Raw genomic sequence first — 19462 nt, forward strand, 5'->3', positions numbered from 1 at the left:
CCATGGTCGAAGAATCCTCCGGCAATCTCTGGCTCGCAGCGGCTTTCGTCGTTCTCTGCCTGCTGCTCTCCGCCTTCTTCTCGGCGAGCGAGACCGCTTTCACGGCCGCCTCGCGCTCCCGCATGCTGGTGCTGGAGAAGGGTGGCGACAGGCGCGCCAAGCTGGTGAACCGCCTGCTCGACATGCGCGAGCGCTTCATCGGCACGGTGCTCATCGGCAACAACATCGTCAATATCGGCGTCTCGGCCTTTGCCACCAGCGTGCTCGTGGCGATCTTCGGCGACGAGGGCGCGATCTATGCCACGGTGATCATGTCGATCCTGGTGATCGTGTTCGCCGAGGTGCTGCCGAAGACCATCGCCATCTCCTCCTCGGACAAGGCATCCCTGTTCCTCTCGCGGCCCATGTCCTGGGTGGTGGCGCTCCTAGGCCCGCTCGCCATCGCGATCGAGCGCATGGTGCGCCTGATGCTGCGGCCCTTCGGCATCAGGATCGGGGAGAACACGCCGATCCTCTCGGCCAGCGAAGAGATCCGCGGCCAGGTGGCCCTGCTGCACAAGGAAGGCGGCGTGGCGAAGGCCGACCGCGACATGCTGGGCGGCCTGCTCGACCTTAAGGACCTGAGCGTCTCGGAGGTGATGGTCCACCGCACCAAGATGCGCACGATCAATGCGGATCTCTCGTCGGAAGAGATCGTGCGCGAGGTTCTCTCCTCGCCCTATACGCGCATGCCCCTGTGGCGCGGCAGCCAGGAGAACATCGTCGGTCTTCTCCATGCCAAGGACCTGCTGCGGGCGCTCGACGCGGTGGGCGGCGACGCGAGCAAGCTGAAGGTGGAGGCGATTGCGCTGGAGACCTGGTTCGTGCCGGACACCACGTCGCTTCGCGATCAGCTCAAGGCCTTCCTCGCGAAGAAAACGCACTTCGCCCTCGTGGTCGACGAGTACGGCGAGGTGATGGGTCTCGTGACCCTCGAGGACATCCTCGAGGAGATCGTCGGCGACATCAAGGACGAGCACGATCTCTCCGTGCAGGGCGTGCGGCCGCAGCCCAACGGCTCGGTGAACGTGGACGGGGGCGTGCCGATCCGCGACCTCAACCGCGCCATGGACTGGAACCTGCCGGACGAGGAGGCCACCACCATCGCGGGCCTCATCATCCACGAGGCGCAGGCCATTCCCGACACGGGCCAGATCTTCACCTTCCACGGCTTCCGCTTCCAGGTGCTGCGCAAGTCCCGCAACCGGATCATGGCCGTGAGGATCACGCCGCTGTCGCTGGTGCGCACCAGGGCGGAGTAAGTTCTGGGCCGGGGTGAGCGGCAGACACCAGGGCTCGGGTCTCCCTCTCCCGTGTGGGAGAGGGCTGGGGTGAGGGAAGGACGATGCCGGACGAGGTGATGCAGTCTACGCCTTCGGGGCCGATAGAGAGTTGCACTCTATTCTGAAGCCACACGCCCTCACCCCTGCCCCTCTCCCACACGGGAGAGGGGAGACATGGCGCACTTCTCTGATAGGTCAGGCCTTCAAGAACTCCACCAGCGCCGCGTTCACGGTTTCCGGCTCCTCGTGCTGCACCCAGTGGGTGGCGCTCTCGATCCAGCGGATGCTACCCTTCTCGCACAAGGAAAGGCTCGCCTCCGCCAGCCCCTTCTCCAGGAACCGGTCCTGGCTGCCCCAGATCAGGAGAGTGGGTGCGCGCACGCTTGCGTCCTTCATATCGGGCTTGAACGGCAGGGCGCGGTACCAGTTCAGCATCGCGGTGAGCGCGCCGGGCTGCGACCACGTTTTTTCGTATCGGGCGATGTCCTCGTCCGAGAACGTGCCCGGGCGGCTCGTGCGCCGGAGCGCATCCCTGAGGCTGCGGTGGCCGTTGGCCGAGAGCATGGTTTCGGGCAGGAACGGGACCTGGAAGAAGCCCACATAGAGGCTGCGCACCATCTGGCTCGGGTGCGAGCGCATGTAGGATCCGGCGACGTTCGGATGGGGCGCGTTAAGGATCGCGAGCCTCTCCACGCGATCCGGATGGCGTGAGGCCGTCCACCAGGCCGCGAGCCCGCCCCAGTCGTGACCGACGAGAGAAAAGGTTTGTCGCCCGAGCGCATCGGCAAGGCCCACAACATCCTTCGCCAGGATGTCGAGATCGTAGGCGCGCCGGCCTTCCGGCTTGTCGCTGAGATTGTAGCCGCGCTGGTCGGGCACGAGCACGCGAAAACCCGCATCGGCCAATGGCCCGATCTGGTAGCGCCATCCCCACCAGAACTCCGGAAAGCCGTGCAGGAGGATGACGAGCGGGCCGTCGTCCGGCCCCGCCTCGATGCAGTGCAGCGCGATGCCGTTGGTGCGCAGGCGGGTACCCGACCTGTCGGGATCGAAGGAGGGTCTCATGCGTGCGCCGATACCTTGACGGGCCGCCTCTGAGGCTCCTCGGCAGCCATGAACTGCGCCCTGGCGAGCTCCGCAAAGCGTCCGCCTTGGGCCACAAGCTCGTCGAAGGTGCCGCTTTCGATCACGCGGCCCTGATCGAACACGAGGATGCGGTTGGCGTTGCGGATCGTGGCGAGCCGGTGGGCGATCACGAAGGTGGTGCGCCCCTTCATGACCTCATCGAGGGCCAGCTGCAGCTTGCGCTCGGTGGCGGCGTCGAGCGCGCTCGTGGCCTCGTCGAGAATGAGGATGGGCGGGTTCTTGAGCAGCGCGCGGGCGATCGACAGGCGCTGGCGCTCGCCGCCCGACAGCGACCGTCCGCGCTCGCCGATCACCGTGTCGAGCCCGTCCGACTGGCGGGCGATGAACTCGATGGCCTGCGCGCGCTCCAGCGCCTCGACCATCTCCGCATCCGTGGCATCCGGCCGGCCCACCTGCAGGTTCTCGCGGATCGTGCGGGCGAACAGCATGGGCTCCTGGAACACCACGCCGATGTTGCGGCGAAGCGACGACAGGGTGACGTCGCGGATGTCGAGCCCGTCGATGCGGATGCAGCCCGATTGCGGGTCGAAGGCCCGGTGCAGAAGGCCGAGCGAAGTCGACTTGCCGGAGCCGGTCGCACCCACCAGCGCCACGTTCTCTCCCTCATTGACGGCGAACGACACGTCCTGCACGGCGGAACGCTTGCCGTCATAGGAGAAGCTGACATTGTCGAAGACCACGTCGCCCTTGTAGCGCTCCACGTCCGTGGCGTTGGGGCGGTCGTGCACCACGGGCGCCGTGTCCAGGATCTCGAAGAATTCCTGCAGCTTCGGCGCCTGCATGAAGAGCTGGTTGATGAAGCTGACCGCCTGCTCGAGACGCCCGATCAGCATGGTCGCCATGCTCATGAACATGACGATCTCGCCGATGGTGGCAAGCCCGTTCAGGTGCAGCCATGTGCCGAGCACGAAGATGGCCGTGACCGTGATGGTGGCCGATGCCCGCGACGCCACCGAGGCGAGCGCCCACCAGGACAGAACGGGATTCTGCGCCTGGAGCAGCTGCTGGATGATGACCCGCAGGGACCGCGTCTCCGCCTCGATGCGGGTGAAGGACTGGATCACCGGCACGTTGCCGAGCGCGTCCGAGGCGTGCTCGGCGAGGCTCGAATGGTAGCGCTCGACGGAGCCCTGCAGGGTCTCGGTCTTGCGCAGCACGATGGCGGTGAGAACCGCAAAGATTGCGACGAGCCCAACGAGCAGAAGGCCCAGGCGCCAGTTGAGGAACACCGTCAGGGGCAGCAGCACGACGAGGGCGATCAGCGCGGACATGTGCTCGCGGAAGAAGCCGAGCCAGAGCCAGGACATGCTGCCCGAGCCTTCCAGCATCACCTTCAGGACGCGGCCCGAATGGGTCGAGGTGTGGAAGGCGAGCGGCAATTCGAGCACGTGCTCGAAGTAATTGGCCACCACGGCCAGGCGCCGGCGATGGGCGAGCCTGTCCGCATGCAGCGCCACCAGGGCGCCTGCCCCGATGGCGAAGATCCCGAACGCCACCCAGGCGAGGATGAGCGGCATCAGCACCCCGAAGGTCACGGGCGGCGCATCCGCCAGCTGGCCGCGGGTGAGCACGTCGATGATGCGGCCGAACAGGATCGGCTCCGCGAAGGCGGAAATCGCCAGCGCCACATTAGCAAGCGCGAGGATGGCACCGACCCGGATATCGGACCCGAGTTGGCCGAGAACGCGAATGTAGAGCCTGATCAGCCGCATGGGGTCCGCCTGAAAGCCTCAAGAAGCATGAGTCTGGGGAAAAACTCCGCCCCCGCTCCAGGGTTGCATACCCGTTTGCGCCCCCGCAAGGCGCCAGACGCGGCTCAGCGCCTGTCGGCCGCGACGGCCAGGGCCCAGTAGACCTTGTACTTGGAGTTCGGCGCATAGGCCGTGGCGATGCCGATCCGGGTGGCCCTCGCGTCGAGGAGCACCCGGTTGTGCGGCTGGCTCTCGCGCCAGCCGGAGAAGGCCTCGGCCAGGGTGTGATAGCCGGCCGAGAGGTTCGCGGCGGGCTGGGCGAAGCCCCCGGAGGCGAGCCGCGCTTTGAAGGCGTCCGCCGAGCTTGGCCTGTCGGCGCTTGCCATGGCGTCGGCCTCCGCCTGGGCTGCGGCCTGGAGATCCGGATCGAGGGTCAGCGGACGAAGCCCGTTGTTGCCGCGATAGGCGCTGATCATGTCGCGCGCCATGGCGGCGTCCACCTCCGCTCCGGCCTTGGCCATGGAGACGTAGAAGCTCGGCGTCTGGCCCTGGGTGACGGGCTTATCGCTCTGGCAGGCGGCCAGGCCAAGGGCGGACAGGCTGATGAGGATGAGACGCTTCATGCGGGCGTCTTATCCTTGAGAAGGGTTAAGGTTTCGTCCTCCTTCTCCTCGGGCTTCGGTGTCTTGCCCTTCGGCTCATCCTCAGGCTCGGGTTCGGGAGCCGGCGCGGGCGCGGGCGCGGGAACCCCGATGCCGGCCCTGCGCAGCCCGCGGAAGATCTCGAAATAGATGTCGCTCGACACCCGGCCCGCCGCGTCGATGTCGTCCACGAAGCAGATGAGGTCGAACTCGATGGTGTTTTCGGTCACCTTCTTGAACAGCACCCGAGGAGCAGGCTCGCTCATGATCTCCCGATGGGCGAGCGCGGCCTTGCGCATGATCTCCGCCACCTGATCCGGGTCGGAGGCGCGGGGCACCGGAACCGACACGAGCACGCGGCCGACGCGGTCGTTGCGCACCCGGTTGCGCACGATGCCGGAGATCAGGTTCGAGTTCGGCACGATGATCGTCGAGCGGTCGAAGGCCTGGATTTCCGTCGAGCGCACGTTGATCCGGCGCACATAGCCCTCGCCGTCGCCCACGACCACCAGATCGCCGACGCGGATCGGGCGCTCCCAGAGCAGGATGAGCCCCGAGATGAAGTTGTTGACGATGGATTGCAGGCCGAAACCGATACCGACCGAGAGCGCGCCGGCCACGATGGTCACCCGCTCCAGGCTCAGGCCCAGATAGGTGAAGGCCATCACGCCCGCGATGATGATGCCCACATAGCCGGCCGCGGTGCTGATCGAGTTGCGCAGGCCCGCATCGAGTTCGGTGGCCGGCAGGAACGTGTTGTTGAGCCAGCGCTGGATGATCCGCGTGACGGCAAAGCCCCCGGCGAACAGCGCCGCCGCAATGAGGATCGACGACACGGAGATCGTGACGTCGCCCACATTGAAGCCGAAGAACAAGGTCCTGAGAGAGCCTGTGACGTCGGCTGAATCGATGCCCCAGGGCAGCAGCACGAGCAGGACCGCGATGAGGATGAGCGCAAGGCGCGCAACGCCGCTCACGAGGATGCCGATCTGCTCCAGCGAGCGGCGGCGAAGGCCCGTATTGGCCTGGAGCGTGGTGGCGATGCGGCTCTGGCCGCGCAGGGAGCCGCCGATGAACTCGTCGGCGAACGCGATGCCGAGAGCCAGAAGAGCGATGATGAGGGAAATTCCCACCGCCTGATCGACCAGGAACGAGGCCAGGGCGATGTAGCCGCCCAGCACGCTGCCGATGATCAGGGCCACGACGAACCAGCCGAGGCTGCGCAGGGGACCGCCGATGTCGACCTCCTGCGGGACGTAGGGCCCGAGGCAGGCTTCGTCCTGAGACTCGCGGGCCGCGAACCGCCGCAGGAGCTCGGCGAAGACGAGAGCCGCCGCGAGGGCGAAGACCGCCCGGGTGATCACCGTGATCGGCAGGGCAGCCGCAACGGCCTTGTTGAAGGCCTCGATCACCTTGCCGACCACCATGACCGTCGCGAGGGTGACGGAGAAGTGCATGATCCGGTCGGCGGAGGCGTCCCGCACCGGGATCAGCCGCCACGAGGTATGGTCCGGCGCCAGGATGGCGTCGATCAGGGCCCGCACGATGGCGATGAAGGCAAGCCCGCTCAGGAGAGCCCTGCCGACCAGCTCCAGGCGGGGCGGCACGATGTCGGCGGAATCGAAGGCGGCCCAGACGACCCAGCTTCCGGCGATGGCCGGGCCCGCTCCGAGAACCAGGACGCCGAGCGCCGCCAAGAGGCGGCTGCGGCGCGAGGGATCGTTGATGGCCCTGTCGCGCCGCACGAGACGGGGGGCGATGGAGCGCCGGCCGGCATAGAGCGCAATCGCCGCGCCGATGGCCAGTCCGAGGAGGAGCAGGACCCCAAGGGTCGTGTTGCGCCGGAACTGATCCAGGGCATCCTCGGCGACGACGCCCAGCGCCCGCAGCTCCCGCGGAAGGGCCTGCGCCACCCTCATCCAGAGGCCGGGGCTGAACAGGCCATCGCTCTGCTCGAACAGGGCGCGGGCGAAGCCCGTCCGGCGCAGGTCCCCGATCTGGGTGCTGAGCTGCTCGGCCTGCACCAGCAGGGCACGGCCGAGGCGCTGGGTTTCGTCGAGCTCCGCCACGGCGGCCTCGCGCTCCGCGCGGTCGCGGGCCACGTCAGCACTTTCCTCGGGCTGCCCCTTCTCGGGCTTGGGCCCGAGCTGCGACAGACGCTGCCTGCTGGCCTCGAGGCGTGGGGCCTGCTCCTCGACCACGGTGCGGATGTCGGTGATGATCGGTTCGATCTGCTGACGAATGGTCTGCAGATCCGCATCGGCCATGGTGCGGCTCTGGATCGCCGCCTCTTTCTGCTCGAGGTCGGCCTTGTAGCCGTCGAGCTTGGCGCGGGCAGCCTTGGTCTCGGCGGAAACGGTGGCGGGAGCCGGTGCGGCAGCGGCCGGTAGGGGCGCAGGAGCCGCCTGGGGCTGCGGTTGAGCCGGAACCTGCGCCTGCGGTTTGGGAGCGTTTGGTGCCTGCTGCGCGTCGGACGCGCCGCCGACGGCCGTCGCCAGCACGATCACGGCGGCCCCGAGGAGCCGCTTCAAGCCGATACTCGTCATTCGGTCTACCCTATCGCATTCCCAGGGGCACGGATTCCGTCCGATGCTCCCCTTCTGCCGGTTCCGTTTTTCGCACGATGCTCGAGCGGGCCGGTTCTTTGCGAATCATTACGGCGAAAACTCGCCGCAGGGCAGACCAAGCGCAACAAAAAAGCCGGGGAGGCTCGGATGCCTCACCCGGCTGACTTTGGGGAAGTCGCCTTACTGCTGCGGAGTTGGGTTCGCGGAGGGCTGCGCGTTCGGCGCCGGATAGGCCGGGTTCTCGGGCGGGATCCTGTTGGTGGGATTGGCGTCGGACGCGCCGCTCGTGGACCCTGTCACGTTGGCCCGGGCGGCATCCGTGCCCGGATCGTCGGGCGAGCTTGTGGTCGCCCAAATCATGTAGCCGGCGACTGCAACCACGAGAAGCATGAGGGAGCCGAGCAGGACGCCCAGAACCGGGCGGCCGGAGCCTCCCTGGCGGGTGCGATCATCAGGAATCAATCGAGCCATTGTCAGCCTCTTTCAAAAACGTCGTCCGTGGAGCGAGCAGCAAGGCTCGGCGTTATCAGGGCAACGCCAGATGCGGAGGGCGGTTCCTGTCCGGATGGAACTTGGCCGTTCGACTTCCATGCGCTCCGATCCCTGGATCCAATGAAGCTCTTTTCCGTTGTCCGACACGGGCCGCCATTCACGGTCAGAGACGAGGGGCCGATGGGTCGAGCAAGCCAACGTGGCACGAGGTGTCGCAGGGCGGGCAACTGCCGCCGCCGGGCTGCTCTCAGTCATGTTTTCGCCGCTTTCGAAACCCTTGGGTAATCTCTGATTCAAGGAGAGATCATGCAGGACTATCGCATCAGCCTGGACGGGACTTGGGAATTTCTGCATGTGGCCGACGACCGTCTGTCGGGCCCGGCGGAGGTCCGCCAGATCACGGTGCCCAGTCCTTGGCAGGCCCAGTTCTCGGACCTGCGGATGCGGGCCGGCATCGGCATCTACCGCAAGACGATCGAGATCGACGAAGACTGGCTCCACGACAGCGTCTGGATCCGCTTCGGGGCCGTGTTTCACAACACCAAGGTGTTCGTGAACGACGAAGTCGTGGGCCACAACGAGGGCGGCTTCCTGCCCTTCTCCTTCGACGTGACCGCCCACCTCAGGCCCGGGCCCAACGAGATCAAGGTCCGGGTCGACAGCCCCACCGACAACCCGGCCGAGTTCCCCGACTCGCCCTTCGCCGAGATCCCGTTCGGCAAGCAGAGCTGGTACGGCCCCCTGTCCGGCATCTGGCAGTCGGTCTATCTCGAGCGCCGCATCTCGGACCACATGAACCGCGTGCGCCTCGTGCCCAACCTGACCACCGGGCGCGTCACCTCCGGGGTGTTCTTCGCGCGCCCGCTGACGGACGCGACGCAGATCCGCATCCAGGTGACCGACCCGTCCGGCGACGTGGTGCTCGACGAGATGCACGAGACGCAGGTGGGAGTCACCTCCATGCCGTTCGAGTTCACCCTCGACGATGTGCAGGCCTGGTCGCCCGACCATCCGAATCTCTACCGCATCACCTTGGCTCTCATGCGCGGCGGTGAGGTGAAGGACGAGATTGGCGACAATTTCGGCTTCCGCTCGATCGAGACCCGGAACGGCAAGCTCTATCTCAACGGCGAGCCGCTCTATCTGCGCTCCGCCCTCGACCAGGACTACTACCCGGACATGATCTGCACCGTGCCGTCAGTAGAGTTCCTGGAGGACCAGTTCCGCAAGGCGAAGGAGATGGGGCTCAACTGCCTGCGCTGCCACATCAAGGCGGCGGACCCTCGCTACTACGAAGTAGCGGACCGGATGGGCCTGCTCATCTGGACGGAGCTGCCCAACGGCGGCATGGCCACCGACCGCTCGCGCGGGCGAAAGGAAAAGCTGCTGAAGGGCATCGTCGACCGCGACGCCAACCATCCGTCCATCGTCATCTGGACGATCATCAACGAGAACTGGGGCGTCGACCTCGTCAACGACGCGGATCACCGCGACTGGCTCAAGCGCACCTTCGCGTGGCTCAAGGCCTACGACCCCACGCGCCTCGTGGTCGACAACTCGCCGCTCGCGCCGAGCTTCCACGTGGAATCCGACATTGCGGATTATCACTTCTATGCCGCCTATCCCGATCACAGGGAGCAGTGGGACCAGTTCGTGGACGAGCTGTCGGTTCGTGCCTCGTGGCTCTACTCGCCGCACGGCGATGCGGTGATCACCGGGCGCGAGCCGCTCATGTGTTCGGAGTTCGGCAACTGGGGCCTGCCCTATCCGAAGGACCTGCGCGACGAGAAGGGCGAGGAGCCCTGGTGGTTCGAGACCGGCCACGACTGGGGCGAGGGCGTGATGTACGCCCACGGGGTCGAGAACCGCTTCTCGGACTGGAGCCTGGACCGCGTGTTCGGCGACCTGCGCCGGTTCGTGATCGCCGCGCAATGGCAGCAGTTCCGCGCGCTGAAATACGAAATCGAAGCGATGCGGCGCAAGCCCAGCCTCGCGGGCTACGTGATCACCGAGCTGCACGACTGCCACTGGGAATCGAACGGCCTGCTCGACATGCGCCGCAACACGCGCGTGTTCCACGAGCTGTTCCCCATCATCAACTCCGACACGGTGATCGTGCCGAAATGGGAGCGTGCCTCCTACTGGTCCGGCGAAACGGTCGCGCTGGAACTGGCCGTCGCACATGGGGCTGGTCCCGTTCTGGAGAATTGCCAGCTGGAGGTTACGGTCGCCGGCGAGAGCCAGACGCTGCCCCTGCCGCGCATCGAGGCGCCGGACGTGCTCGACCTGGGTCGCGTGGAGATCAAGCTGCCCACCATGGACGAGCCGGAGCTGCGGCGGATCAGTTTCGATCTGCGGGCATCCGACGGCCGCCTGATCGCGCATAACCACCACGATATCGCGATCCATCCCAAGCGCACCCGGCCCGTTCATGCGCGTGAGCTGGTGTGGTCGCCGGACGAGGACATCCGCGAGCGATTCCAGGCGCTGGGCTACACCCTGGCCCGCGCTTTCGAGGAATCGACCCTCGTCGTCGCCCGCACGCACAGCAAGGCGATTGCCGACCACGTGCGCGCCGGCGCCAAGCTCCTGCTGCTGCCGGAGAGCGACATGAGCCTCTATCCGTTCTTCCCGCACTGGCAGGCGGTGAAGGTGCAGGCCCGTCACGGCACGCTCTGGTCGGGCGATTGGGCTTCGTCCTTCGGCTGGCTGCGGCGCTCGGGCCATTTCGCCCGCTTCCCGTCCGGGCCGCTGCTCGACGAGACCATGGATCGGGTGCTGCCGGATTACGTGATCTCGGGCTGCAACCTGCTCGACTTCCAGGCCCGCGTGTTCGCCGGCCTCGTGGTCGGCTGGATCCACAAGCCGGTGGCGCTCGGCGTCGAGCGCTCCTACGGCCGTGGCCGCCTGGTCGCCTCGACCCTGCGCCTGCTCCGGGATGCGCCGATGGCCGACCCGACCGCCACGATGCTGCTCGATGCCTTGGTGGAGCTCGCGGTCGAATCGCGGACGGCGCGTCTCGAGGAAGCAGTCCGGGCCGCGGAAGCTGCGGCGTAAGGCGCTTTAGACCATGCGCACAAAAGGCGGTGCAGAGAGGTCTGCACCGCCTTTTTCTTTGCGCCCCATAGGAAAAGGCCGGCGCAAGGCCGGCCTCTCGAGCATGATCGGAATGGGGGCGGTTACTCGGCTGCTACTTTCATATGGTCCTCCGACCACTCGACTTCACTGTCGGCGAAGAAGCGGTCGAGGGCGCCCTCGAGGTGCGGCATGAGAATGCCGCGCTCGGTGGACAGCGCCGTGTTGAGCACAGGCCAATCGCCCGCATCGGTGACGAGGCCGGGATCGAAGCCCGCGCGCTCGGCTGCTGCAGCGGCCAGATCCCGCCAGGAGGTCTCGCCGATATTGGCCATGTGCCAGATGCCCGTACCGCCATCGATCAGCAGATCGAGGGAGGTGTTCACGAGATCGGGCACGTAGGTGGGCGACACCACATCGAGGCTGGCTTCCACCCCTTCTCCCTTGCTCAGGGTGTTGAGAATGGACCAGACGAAGTTGTAACGATCCCAGGGTCCGAAGAAGGCGCTCGTGCGAAGGATGAGCGCCTTGTCGTGCGCTTCCAGCACGCGACGCTCGGCCTCGGCCTTGCTTTCACCGTAGACCGTGGTCGGGTTGACCGCGTCACTCTCCACATAGGGTCTCTCGAGTGAGCCGTCGAAGACGAGATCGGACGAGAAAGTCACGAGCTTTATGCCAAGATCGGCACAGACCTTCGCGAGAACCTCGGCGCCCTTGGTGTTCTCGCGGAAGCACGCCTTAGGATCGTTCTCGGCCTCCGAGACGCGCACATAGCCGGCCGTGTTGATCACCGCCCAGGGCCGGTGGCACTCAAGGCTTTTCGCAACGCTCGCCGGATCGGCGATGTCCATGTCCTGGCGCGAGAGCAGAGCGTGGTTGAGCCCGCGGAAATCGCACAGGCGCGAATAGGCGCGGCCCAGGGTTCCGGTAGCGCCCGTGATCAGGAGCTGGCGCGGCTCGTCGGCGAGCCAGCAGGCGCGCGACTCCTTCGACGGGCGCTTGTAGAAGCGGATGTCGCGCTTCCACCAGCCGGCGCGGTCGAGCACCGGATGATCGAAAGTGCCAGTCTTGGCGAGCGCCTCGGCCAAATGGGCCAGGGCCGTGCGTCGCGGCACCGGAGCGCGAACGTCGAAGGGGCCCGGCTCGTAGAAGCCGTTGCGCCGGGTGAGCAGGCTGTTCCAGTCCACGGCCCCGTTGAGGGACCAGACGGTCACGGCACGGATGTCGGCGCCCTCGCTGCGCAGCGTCTCGACGTCGTTCCATACCTCCATGAGCCAGCGGAGCTGGTCGTCGCGGGTGCTGCCGTGATGGGCCTCGGTGACGGCCATGGGCCGCCGGTAGCGCTCCCACACCTCCCGCAGGCGCGCGGCGGGGCCGAGATCGGCCGCAGGCAGCGGCATGCGCACGGCCTCCGCGTCCGCATATTCGTGTCGCCCGTTGCCGCCCCAATGGTGCTCCGGATAGCGGTTCTTACGCTCGTCGAGATAGCGCTCGCTGGTGAGATAATGGTTGATGCCGATCATGTCGGGCGCCGCATCAGCCTCAAGCAGCAGTTCGAGATCGGCTTGCGCGACGCCGTTAGCGATGAACGTGTTCCACCAGGGATGGTCCCGGTCGACCATGCCGCACAGGAGATCGAAGCTCAGGAAACGGCGCTGGTTCTCGTGCTCTGCCTGATAGGCGAGCGCGGGCGTCGAGAAGGTCTTGCCCATGTCGTCCGTCTGCACGAGCTGCGCATCGGGCCGCACCTTGCGGATGGCGCGCATGGACAGGACGGTCGCCTTGCACTCGTTGACAAGGATCTTGAGGAAAGTCTCGTAGCTTGTGCCGTGCGGGTACCAATGGCCGTAGAGCCCCGAGAACCGCGCCGTGGTGAGCGGCTCGTTCACGGGCGTATAGAGATCGAGATGAGGGTAGCGCTCCGCCACGTTGGCGGCGTGACGCGCCAGAAGCTCGGGCCATGCGGGATCGAGCATGTCGGTGTAGCGCGGGCCGCTGCCGTGGTGGCACAGGCCCGCGATGGCGCGGATGTTCAGCTCCTGAAGGCGCTTTAGGCGGGTGTCATGCCAGGAGAAGTCCGTCCGGTCCGGGCTCTCGGGAGAGATCGTCTCCCAGAGCACCGGATGACGGAGCGTGCGGATCCCGAGTTCGGCAATGCGGTCGAGATCCTCGATGCGATCATTATAACCGGTCTCCAGGCTTTGGTCGCGGTAGTCGTCGCCTACGCGTGCGACAGTACATTCCAAACCGCCCCAAAGCTCTAGTGATCGTTTCATCATGCAACTCCGAGCTATTGTAACAAGCGTTCGTCAACTACTCTTAGCGCGGAATGTTCGATGTTTTTCAGGTGATTACGAAAATAATCCTGCGGGCGACGACATGACCTTGACGGCCGATGTATCGGCGCCGACCGGCAGGGACTCGTTGATGCGCCGGAAGGTGGCGAGCGCCTGACCGACGATCTGGTCCATGTTGTAGTAGCGGTAGGTCGCGAGACGACCCACGAACCACACGTCGGGCGTCGCCAGAGCCAGGCGCTCGTACTTCTTGAAGAGCTCCTGGTTCTCCGCCTTCGGGATCGGGTAATAGGGGTCGCCTTCGGCGGACGGATACTCATAGGTAAGCGCCGTCTTGGCATGTTCCTGGCCCGTCAGGTGCTTGTATTCCGTGACGCGCGTGTAGTCGTGCGTCTGCGGGAAGTTCACCACGCCGACGGACTGGTGCCAGGGCTTGTCGAGCGTCACATGCTCGAAGCGCAGCGAGCGGTAGGGCAGCCTGCCGAACTGGAAATTGAAGTACTCGTCGATCGGTCCGCAATAGATGACGCGGCGGTGCGGGATGACATTCTTGACGTCGTCGTATTCGGTCTGCGTCATGATGTCGATGTTCGGATGGCTGACCATCTTCTCGAACATCCGCGTGTAGCCGTGCTTGGGCATGAACTGGAACTCGTCCGTGAAGTAGCGGTCGTCCCGGTTCGTGCGGGTCGGCACGCGGGAGGTCACGGATTTGTCGAGCTCGGATGGATCGAGGCCCCATTGCTTGCGGGTGTAGCCGCGGAAGAACTTCTCGTAGAGTTCGCGCCCGACCACGGAGACCACGACGTCCTCGGACGTCTTGATCTCGCCGATCTTTTCGGCGCGCTCGGCGAACCAGTCCTGCAGCTGTTCGGAGGTCAGGTTCAGGCCGTAGAGCTTGTTGACGGTGTCGAGGTTGATCGGGATCGGCACCTGCATGCCGTCAACCTCCGCCAGCACCCGGTGCTCGTAGAAACGCCATTCGGTGAAGCGGGAGAGATGGTCGAAGATCTGCTTGGAATTGGTATGGAAGATATGCGGGCCATATTGGTGGATCAGCAGCCCGTCATCGTCGTATCGGTCATAGGCGTTGCCGCCGATATGCGGGCGACGGTCGATGAGAAGGACGCGCTCGTTGCGCTCGCTCGCAAGTCGTTCGGCCAGAACGCTGCCCGCAAAGCCGGCGCCGACAATCAGCCAGTCGTACATTCGAGATCACTCCGCAGGCGTGGTGGCATAGACGGGAAGAGACGAGGCAGGACGATTCGTGGCGATCTCTCCGGTGGCATCCAGCATCAGCTTGTGCATGGAGGCCCAGGTCTTGTCCCAGGAGCCGGCGGCAAGGTGCCGGTCCACCCGGGCGAGCCAGGGATCCTTCGGCCGCGCCAGAATGGTCTCGACCTTGGCGACCACCTCACCTGCGTTCCTGGCGATCTCGACGAGGCCCTTCTCGCCATAGGGGCGGACAACGTCGGTGATGGCGGTCGACACGACCGGCACGCCGGCGGCCAGGAATTCAGGGGTCTTGGTGGGGCTGATGAACTTCGTCGCCTCGTTGAGGGCGAAGTTCATGAAGCCCACATCCCACCCGGCCAGGTAGTGCGGCAACTCGTTGTAGGACTTGCCGCCGAGCCAGTGGATGTTGGGCCGCTGCGGCAGGGATGCCGGATCGATCTTCACCACCGGGCCGATCATGACAAAATTCCAGTCGGGCCGCAGATCGGCGACCTCGGCCAGGAGATCGATATCCATGCGCTCGTCGACGACGCCGAAGAAGCCGAGGCGCAGGTGTGGAATCTGCGCCTGATCCTCGGGATCCTTGTCGATGGAGCGCGCCTGGGAGAAGTGGTTGAAGTCGATGGACGACGGGAAGCCGTGAACGCTGCGGTGACGGCTCTTCTTGGCCTCGTAAAGGCTCATGCCGCCGGTGAACACGAGATCGCAGCGCGAGAACAGTGCGCTCTCCAGGTCGAGGAGCTCCTGCGACGCGCCGCGGAAGAGCGAGAGCTCATCCATGTTGTCGTAGACGCACAGGTCGCATTCCAGATCGCTGGTGAAGGCCATGGCCATGGGCGTGTAGTACCAGAACACGCGCGGGCTCGCGGCCTCGCGGCCGATCAGTTCCTCGATCAGATCGTGCTGCTCGGAGATGATATCCTCATGGGACAACCCTTCGGGAAGCATGGGGACGGCGATCGTGACGCCCTGCGGGCGCTCGCTCACATCCATGTGCGCGGTCACGCCAACCTTGAACATAGGCTCTTCGACGATCAGCACGTTGTAGTGCTTGGCGGCACGGCTGAGGAGATGCTGGGGGCGCTGCCAGACGAAATCCCAGCGCAGGTGAGAGAAACAAACGAGGAGGGGCTTTTCCGATCCGGCTTTGATAGGCGAACGATGGGCATAGGACTGCGTCGTCAAACGCTCGTGCATAGCGCGAACCTCAGGTAAAGGTGTGTTGTCACGATCGGACAGAAGAACCCGGTCCGGGCGAATAAATTGATGTCTTTAGTGAAGCGCACCGGCGAAGGGTCGCGGTCGCAATCGATTCCACAACGCAGATGGGGCAATTTGGTTCCATCTGCGTTCATCATCGTGAGCGGCTATTCATGGGAATAGTTGGCGTCACTTCTTTTCGAGCAAGAGTGTTCCTTGCTTTTGGATAAAGGTCTTTGCCTTCTCCGCAACCATCGCAAGTATCCACGGCAACTGCACTTCGACACGCACCTGATCTTGCATGACTTCGAGATGGCCGCTGACGTTCTGGCCCATGGCGCCGACGCGAAAGTCCATCCTGTTTCCGCTCCAGGTCTCCTGGATGGACGCGACCTTGTCGCCGAACTGCGATTTCACGCCTGCCATGCCGCCCTGAAGCCGTCGCGTGGCTTCGGCTTGACCCAGGTTATGGGGAATGGAGACGACGAGAGGTTTCGACATGAGGGTGCTCCGCTTTTTACTCGACAAGCGAAGCCTTGCCTTTCGGTTCCGCTGCTAGAGCATCGAACCCAAAAGTGGATTGCACTTTTGGGGCCTATTCGATGCTCCGAAACCTAAGACAGCGCATCGTTTGGGGCAGGCCCAACGGGCCGCACGATGCGCTACAGCATTTCCACGCGAATCGCCCGGATCACGATGGCTTCCTGGTCGAAGCGACGCTCCAGTTCGGCACGATAGGGCTCCCACCAGGAATGATCGAGCTCACGCGCCATGACCTCGAACACGACGATATCGTCATGAGTCGTGTGGCTGCCTTCCTTCCAGACGCCTTCGGCCGGCGCGCGGGTGAAGCTCGTGATGCCGCCGAAGCGCTCGGCCAGCTCCGAGCGCACCTGCCCATAGGCTTCGCCTTTGAAGCGGCGGCCCGCATTGTCGGCAAGCGGCAGAAGGATTTGAATCAGGTGCATCGCCTTCCCCTGGAACGCCTAGACCGGAGCAGGACATAGCTCACGGAGGGGGAAAGGCGAGTCCTAGCGGCCGTCAGGCCTGCAGAGCCGCGAACAGATCCCTGTCGGCTTCGGGAATACCGCCATCGATACGGTAGGATCCTGAGGGCTTCGAGATGCGCCAGGGCAAGGCCGTGGAGGCGTGAAAGGCCTCCGAGGGGCGGAGTCGCCGCCCCATGCCGTCCGCCTGGATCTCATCGATGACGACGAAACCGAAGATGGTGAGCCGCGTCGCTATGGCCTTCGTCATGCGATCGCCGGCCCCAATCGTCAGCGAGCCCGCGGAATACACGGCGTCCATGAGGCTCTTCTGGTCGTGGCGGGGATTGGCCGACGAGCGCGCGCCCGGAAAGCGGATGACGTTCGTCGGCTGAGACGATCTCGATTCCATGTAAGCAACCCTTGGTCCCGAATCGGAGCAAGAATCGCCGCAAGGGATTAAGAAGCGCCTAATTGAGCCGGTGAAGGGAAACGTAGCCGACTCCGGACGAGGTCAGGCCGAGGGCCTGCGCGGGTCCCTTGGCGAGGTCGATGATGCGCCGGTGGACGAAGGGACCGCGGTCGTTCACCCGGACGACCACGGAACGGCCGTTGGTCTCGTTGACGACCTTGAGACGGGTGCCGAAGGGCAGAGAACGGTGAGCCGCCGTCATAGCGTTGGAATTGAAGCGCTCCCCGCTGGCGGTTTTGCGACCGTGGAAGCCGGGCCCGTACCAAGAGGCGGTGCCGCGTTGGAGCGCTTTGCCCGTCTCGATATTGGCCGTCGAGATGGATCCCGTGACCGAGGGGTCGTTGGAGGCGGTTGTATTGCAGGCCGCCAGGAAAAGAAGTGGCACCATCATGGATGCTCGGGTGAGGATATTCTTCAAGGACAGTCTCCCCTTCCGTTTCGTTGGGAAGTGAAGCTGAACTTCAAAAAGGCAAGAATAAGGCGTCTAAATTTTTCCAGCCCCTTATCATACTTCAGAGATATGGAATTACTGGCAAAACTAGCCTGAAGAATTTTTTGGCGCTGCATCAATATGTGAAATGACGTTTCTCTATTTGGAACAAAGTTTCTTTCCGTCGACGGAATATTTCACCATTCCGTGAGCGTCCGGGGCCGCCCCTACCCCGCTCTTGAAGGTGTTCTAGTTCCAGCAGCAATCATTCCAAGAGGGTAGGGCTGCCGGTTCATGCCGACTTCCACGCAGTCACAACACGTCGCCATCATCGGGGCGGGTCCGGGGGGCTTGGCATCTGCCATGCTGCTGGCCCGCGAGGGGATTCCGGTCACGATTTTCGAGCGCGAACCCGCCGTGGGTGGCCGCACCCGCACGATTCACGCTCCCGGCGGCTACAAATTCGACATCGGCCCCACGTTCTTCCTGTATCCCCGCGTCCTGAAGGACATCTTCGAGGCCTGCGGCGAGCGCCTGGAGGACCATCTCGAACTCCGGCGCCTCGACCCGCAATATCACCTCGTGTTCGAAGGCGGCGGCGATATCCGCGCGACCTACGACCTCGATCGCCTGGAGCAGGAGATCGCCCGGCTTGCTCCTGCCGATGCCCGCAACGTGCGGCGCTTCCTCGACGACAACCGCGAGAAGCTCGAAGCCTTCCGGCCCGTGCTGGAACAGGCCTTTTCGAGCCCGGCGGACCTCTTTTCGCCCGCCATGATCGCGGCGCTGCCGAAGCTCAGGCCGTTCTCCAGCGTCGACGGCGATCTCAAGCGCTACTTCGCCGACCCGCGCGTGCGCCTCGCCTTCTCGTTCCAGACGAAATACCTCGGCATGTCGCCGTTCCAGTGCCCGAGCCTGTTCACGATCCTCTCGTTCCTCGAATACGAGCACGGCGTGTTCCACCCCATGGGCGGCTGCGGCGCGGTGTCGGAGGCCATGGCGAACGTGGCGCGCAAGATGGGGGTCGACATCCGGCTGAACACGCCGGTCGATCGCATTCTCTACGAGAACGGGGAAGCGGTCGGCATCGAGGCCGGCGGCGAGCGGTTCGGTGCCGGCTCCGTGGTGGTCAACGGCGACTTCGGCCATGCCATGCGCCGCCTCGTGCCGGAAGAAATGCGCCCGCGCTGGAAAAACAAGAAGCTCGATCGCGCCAAGATCTCCTGTTCCACCTTCATGCTGTATCTCGGCATCGAAGGTGATGTGGGCGATCTCGCCCACCACACGATCCTGCTGTCGAAGGAATACGAGCGCAACATCCACGAGATCACCAACGGCATTCTGCCCGACGAGCCGTCGATCTACGTGCATCATGCCGGCGTGACCGACCCGTCGCTTGCGCCCAAGGGCCATGCGAGCCTTTACGTGCTGGTGCCCGTGCCGAACCTGCGCTGCGACGTCGACTGGGCGCAGGAGGCGCCGCGCTATCGCAGGATCGCCCTGGAGCGGCTGAAGGTGCTCGGCCTCACCGACATCGAAAGCCGCATCCGCTTCGAGCGCGTGGTGACGCCGCGCGGCTGGGAGGACGAGTTCGCGGTTTTCGAGGGCGCCACCTTCAATCTCGCGCACAACCTGACGCAGATGCTCTATTTCCGGCCGCACAACCGCTTTGGCCGCAACGTCTATCTCGTCGGCGGCGGCACCCATCCGGGCAGCGGGCTGCCGGTCATTTACGAAGGCGCCCGGATCACGACGCGCCTGCTGCTCGAAGATCGCGAGCGCCGCAAGGTCGGGAATGACAGGCCGGAGCCCGCCGTCGCGCCGGTGGGCGAAGCCGCTTTGTGAGGGAAGATGCCATGAGCCGGATCGGATTGCTCGCGTTTCTGTTTCTCATTCCCTCATCGGCC

The 19462-nt window shown here is 64.9% G+C and carries 15 protein-coding genes; 3 read left to right on the forward strand and 12 right to left on the reverse strand.

Annotated elements, in window-relative coordinates:
* Nucleotides 1-2 precede the first annotated feature (2 nt).
* A complete protein-coding gene (locus JAO75_RS01890) occupies nucleotides 3-1301 on the forward strand; it encodes an HlyC/CorC family transporter (RefSeq protein WP_199046200.1) in 1299 nt (432 codons plus the stop codon).
* Nucleotides 1302-1517: 216 nt separating this feature from the next.
* Here JAO75_RS01890 and JAO75_RS01895 read toward each other — a convergent pair whose 3' ends face one another.
* From JAO75_RS01895 to JAO75_RS01915, 5 genes are all read right to left on the reverse strand, one after another.
* A complete protein-coding gene (locus tag JAO75_RS01895) occupies nucleotides 1518-2387 on the reverse strand; it encodes an alpha/beta fold hydrolase (protein ID WP_199046202.1) in 870 nt (289 codons plus the stop codon).
* Nucleotides 2384-4180: a glucan ABC transporter ATP-binding protein/ permease gene (locus tag JAO75_RS01900; protein ID WP_199046204.1), complete on the reverse strand. Its 1797-nt coding sequence runs from the start codon at nucleotides 4178-4180 to the stop codon at nucleotides 2384-2386. The genes JAO75_RS01895 and JAO75_RS01900 overlap by 4 nt, the downstream gene beginning before the upstream one ends.
* Before the next feature lie 104 nt (nucleotides 4181-4284).
* Nucleotides 4285-4782: a CAP domain-containing protein gene (locus tag JAO75_RS01905; protein WP_199046206.1), complete on the reverse strand. Its 498-nt coding sequence runs from the start codon at nucleotides 4780-4782 to the stop codon at nucleotides 4285-4287.
* Complete coding sequence (locus JAO75_RS01910) at nucleotides 4779-7346, reverse strand: DUF3772 domain-containing protein (protein ID WP_246742311.1); 2568 nt, start codon at nucleotides 7344-7346, stop codon at nucleotides 4779-4781. Before JAO75_RS01910 ends, JAO75_RS01905 begins: the two co-directional genes overlap by 4 nt.
* Before the next feature lie 201 nt (nucleotides 7347-7547).
* On the reverse strand, nucleotides 7548-7838 hold the full coding sequence (locus JAO75_RS01915; RefSeq protein ID WP_199046208.1) for a hypothetical protein: 291 nt from the start codon (nucleotides 7836-7838) through the stop codon (nucleotides 7548-7550).
* 327 nt (nucleotides 7839-8165) lie between these two features.
* On the opposite strand from JAO75_RS01915, the gene JAO75_RS01920 reads away from it, so the two are divergent.
* Nucleotides 8166-10916, forward strand: coding sequence for a glycoside hydrolase family 2 protein (locus JAO75_RS01920; protein WP_199046210.1), 2751 nt, complete (start codon nucleotides 8166-8168; stop codon nucleotides 10914-10916).
* Between the two features lie 122 nt (nucleotides 10917-11038).
* On the opposite strand, the gene JAO75_RS01925 is transcribed toward JAO75_RS01920, so the two are convergent.
* From JAO75_RS01925 to JAO75_RS01955, 7 genes are all read right to left on the reverse strand, one after another.
* Nucleotides 11039-13210: a family 1 glycosylhydrolase gene (locus JAO75_RS01925; protein WP_199046212.1), complete on the reverse strand. Its 2172-nt coding sequence runs from the start codon at nucleotides 13208-13210 to the stop codon at nucleotides 11039-11041.
* A gap of 75 nt (nucleotides 13211-13285) precedes the next feature.
* Nucleotides 13286-14440 carry a UDP-galactopyranose mutase gene (gene glf / locus JAO75_RS01930; RefSeq protein ID WP_199046213.1) on the reverse strand — a complete coding sequence of 385 codons (1155 nt, stop codon included), beginning with the start codon at nucleotides 14438-14440 and terminating at the stop codon, nucleotides 13286-13288.
* A 6-nt stretch (nucleotides 14441-14446) separates the two neighbouring features.
* Nucleotides 14447-15664 carry a glycosyltransferase gene (locus JAO75_RS01935; RefSeq protein WP_199046214.1) on the reverse strand — a complete coding sequence of 406 codons (1218 nt, stop codon included), beginning with the start codon at nucleotides 15662-15664 and terminating at the stop codon, nucleotides 14447-14449.
* A gap of 192 nt (nucleotides 15665-15856) precedes the next feature.
* Nucleotides 15857-16168 carry a polyhydroxyalkanoic acid system family protein gene (locus tag JAO75_RS01940; RefSeq protein WP_199046215.1) on the reverse strand — a complete coding sequence of 104 codons (312 nt, stop codon included), beginning with the start codon at nucleotides 16166-16168 and terminating at the stop codon, nucleotides 15857-15859.
* Nucleotides 16169-16329: 161 nt separating this feature from the next.
* Nucleotides 16330-16635, reverse strand: a complete 306-nt coding sequence (locus tag JAO75_RS01945) for a hypothetical protein (RefSeq protein ID WP_199046216.1) — start codon at nucleotides 16633-16635, stop codon at nucleotides 16330-16332.
* A gap of 73 nt (nucleotides 16636-16708) precedes the next feature.
* Nucleotides 16709-17065: a hypothetical protein gene (locus tag JAO75_RS01950; protein ID WP_199046217.1), complete on the reverse strand. Its 357-nt coding sequence runs from the start codon at nucleotides 17063-17065 to the stop codon at nucleotides 16709-16711.
* A 58-nt stretch (nucleotides 17066-17123) separates the two neighbouring features.
* The gene (locus JAO75_RS01955) at nucleotides 17124-17543 is read right to left on the reverse strand and encodes a septal ring lytic transglycosylase RlpA family protein (protein ID WP_246742312.1); all 420 of its coding nucleotides are present in this window, start codon (nucleotides 17541-17543) and stop codon (nucleotides 17124-17126) included.
* Nucleotides 17544-17849: 306 nt separating this feature from the next.
* On the opposite strand from JAO75_RS01955, the gene crtI reads away from it, so the two are divergent.
* Nucleotides 17850-19400 carry a phytoene desaturase family protein gene (gene crtI, locus JAO75_RS01960; RefSeq protein WP_199046218.1) on the forward strand — a complete coding sequence of 517 codons (1551 nt, stop codon included), beginning with the start codon at nucleotides 17850-17852 and terminating at the stop codon, nucleotides 19398-19400.
* Nucleotides 19401-19462: the final 62 nt, after the last annotated feature.

Origin of the sequence: Microvirga splendida (genome assembly GCF_016427565.1) — a bacterium.
Taxonomy (GTDB): Bacteria; Pseudomonadota; Alphaproteobacteria; order Rhizobiales; family Beijerinckiaceae; genus Microvirga; species Microvirga splendida.

Coding starts and splice junctions, on each gene's coding strand:
- JAO75_RS01890 (WP_199046200.1), top strand. CDS start 3: ATGGTCGAAGAATCCTCCGGCAATCTCTGGCTCGCAGCGGCTTTCGTC.
- JAO75_RS01895 (WP_199046202.1), bottom strand. CDS start 2,387: ATGAGACCCTCCTTCGATCCCGACAGGTCGGGTACCCGCCTGCGCACC.
- JAO75_RS01900 (WP_199046204.1), bottom strand. CDS start 4,180: ATGCGGCTGATCAGGCTCTACATTCGCGTTCTCGGCCAACTCGGGTCC.
- JAO75_RS01905 (WP_199046206.1), bottom strand. CDS start 4,782: ATGAAGCGTCTCATCCTCATCAGCCTGTCCGCCCTTGGCCTGGCCGCC.
- JAO75_RS01910 (WP_246742311.1), bottom strand. CDS start 7,346: ATGACGAGTATCGGCTTGAAGCGGCTCCTCGGGGCCGCCGTGATCGTG.
- JAO75_RS01915 (WP_199046208.1), bottom strand. CDS start 7,838: ATGGCTCGATTGATTCCTGATGATCGCACCCGCCAGGGAGGCTCCGGC.
- JAO75_RS01920 (WP_199046210.1), top strand. CDS start 8,166: ATGCAGGACTATCGCATCAGCCTGGACGGGACTTGGGAATTTCTGCAT.
- JAO75_RS01925 (WP_199046212.1), bottom strand. CDS start 13,210: ATGAAACGATCACTAGAGCTTTGGGGCGGTTTGGAATGTACTGTCGCA.
- glf (WP_199046213.1), bottom strand. CDS start 14,440: ATGTACGACTGGCTGATTGTCGGCGCCGGCTTTGCGGGCAGCGTTCTG.
- JAO75_RS01935 (WP_199046214.1), bottom strand. CDS start 15,664: ATGCACGAGCGTTTGACGACGCAGTCCTATGCCCATCGTTCGCCTATC.
- JAO75_RS01940 (WP_199046215.1), bottom strand. CDS start 16,168: ATGTCGAAACCTCTCGTCGTCTCCATTCCCCATAACCTGGGTCAAGCC.
- JAO75_RS01945 (WP_199046216.1), bottom strand. CDS start 16,635: ATGCACCTGATTCAAATCCTTCTGCCGCTTGCCGACAATGCGGGCCGC.
- JAO75_RS01950 (WP_199046217.1), bottom strand. CDS start 17,065: ATGGAATCGAGATCGTCTCAGCCGACGAACGTCATCCGCTTTCCGGGC.
- crtI (WP_199046218.1), top strand. CDS start 17,850: ATGCCGACTTCCACGCAGTCACAACACGTCGCCATCATCGGGGCGGGT.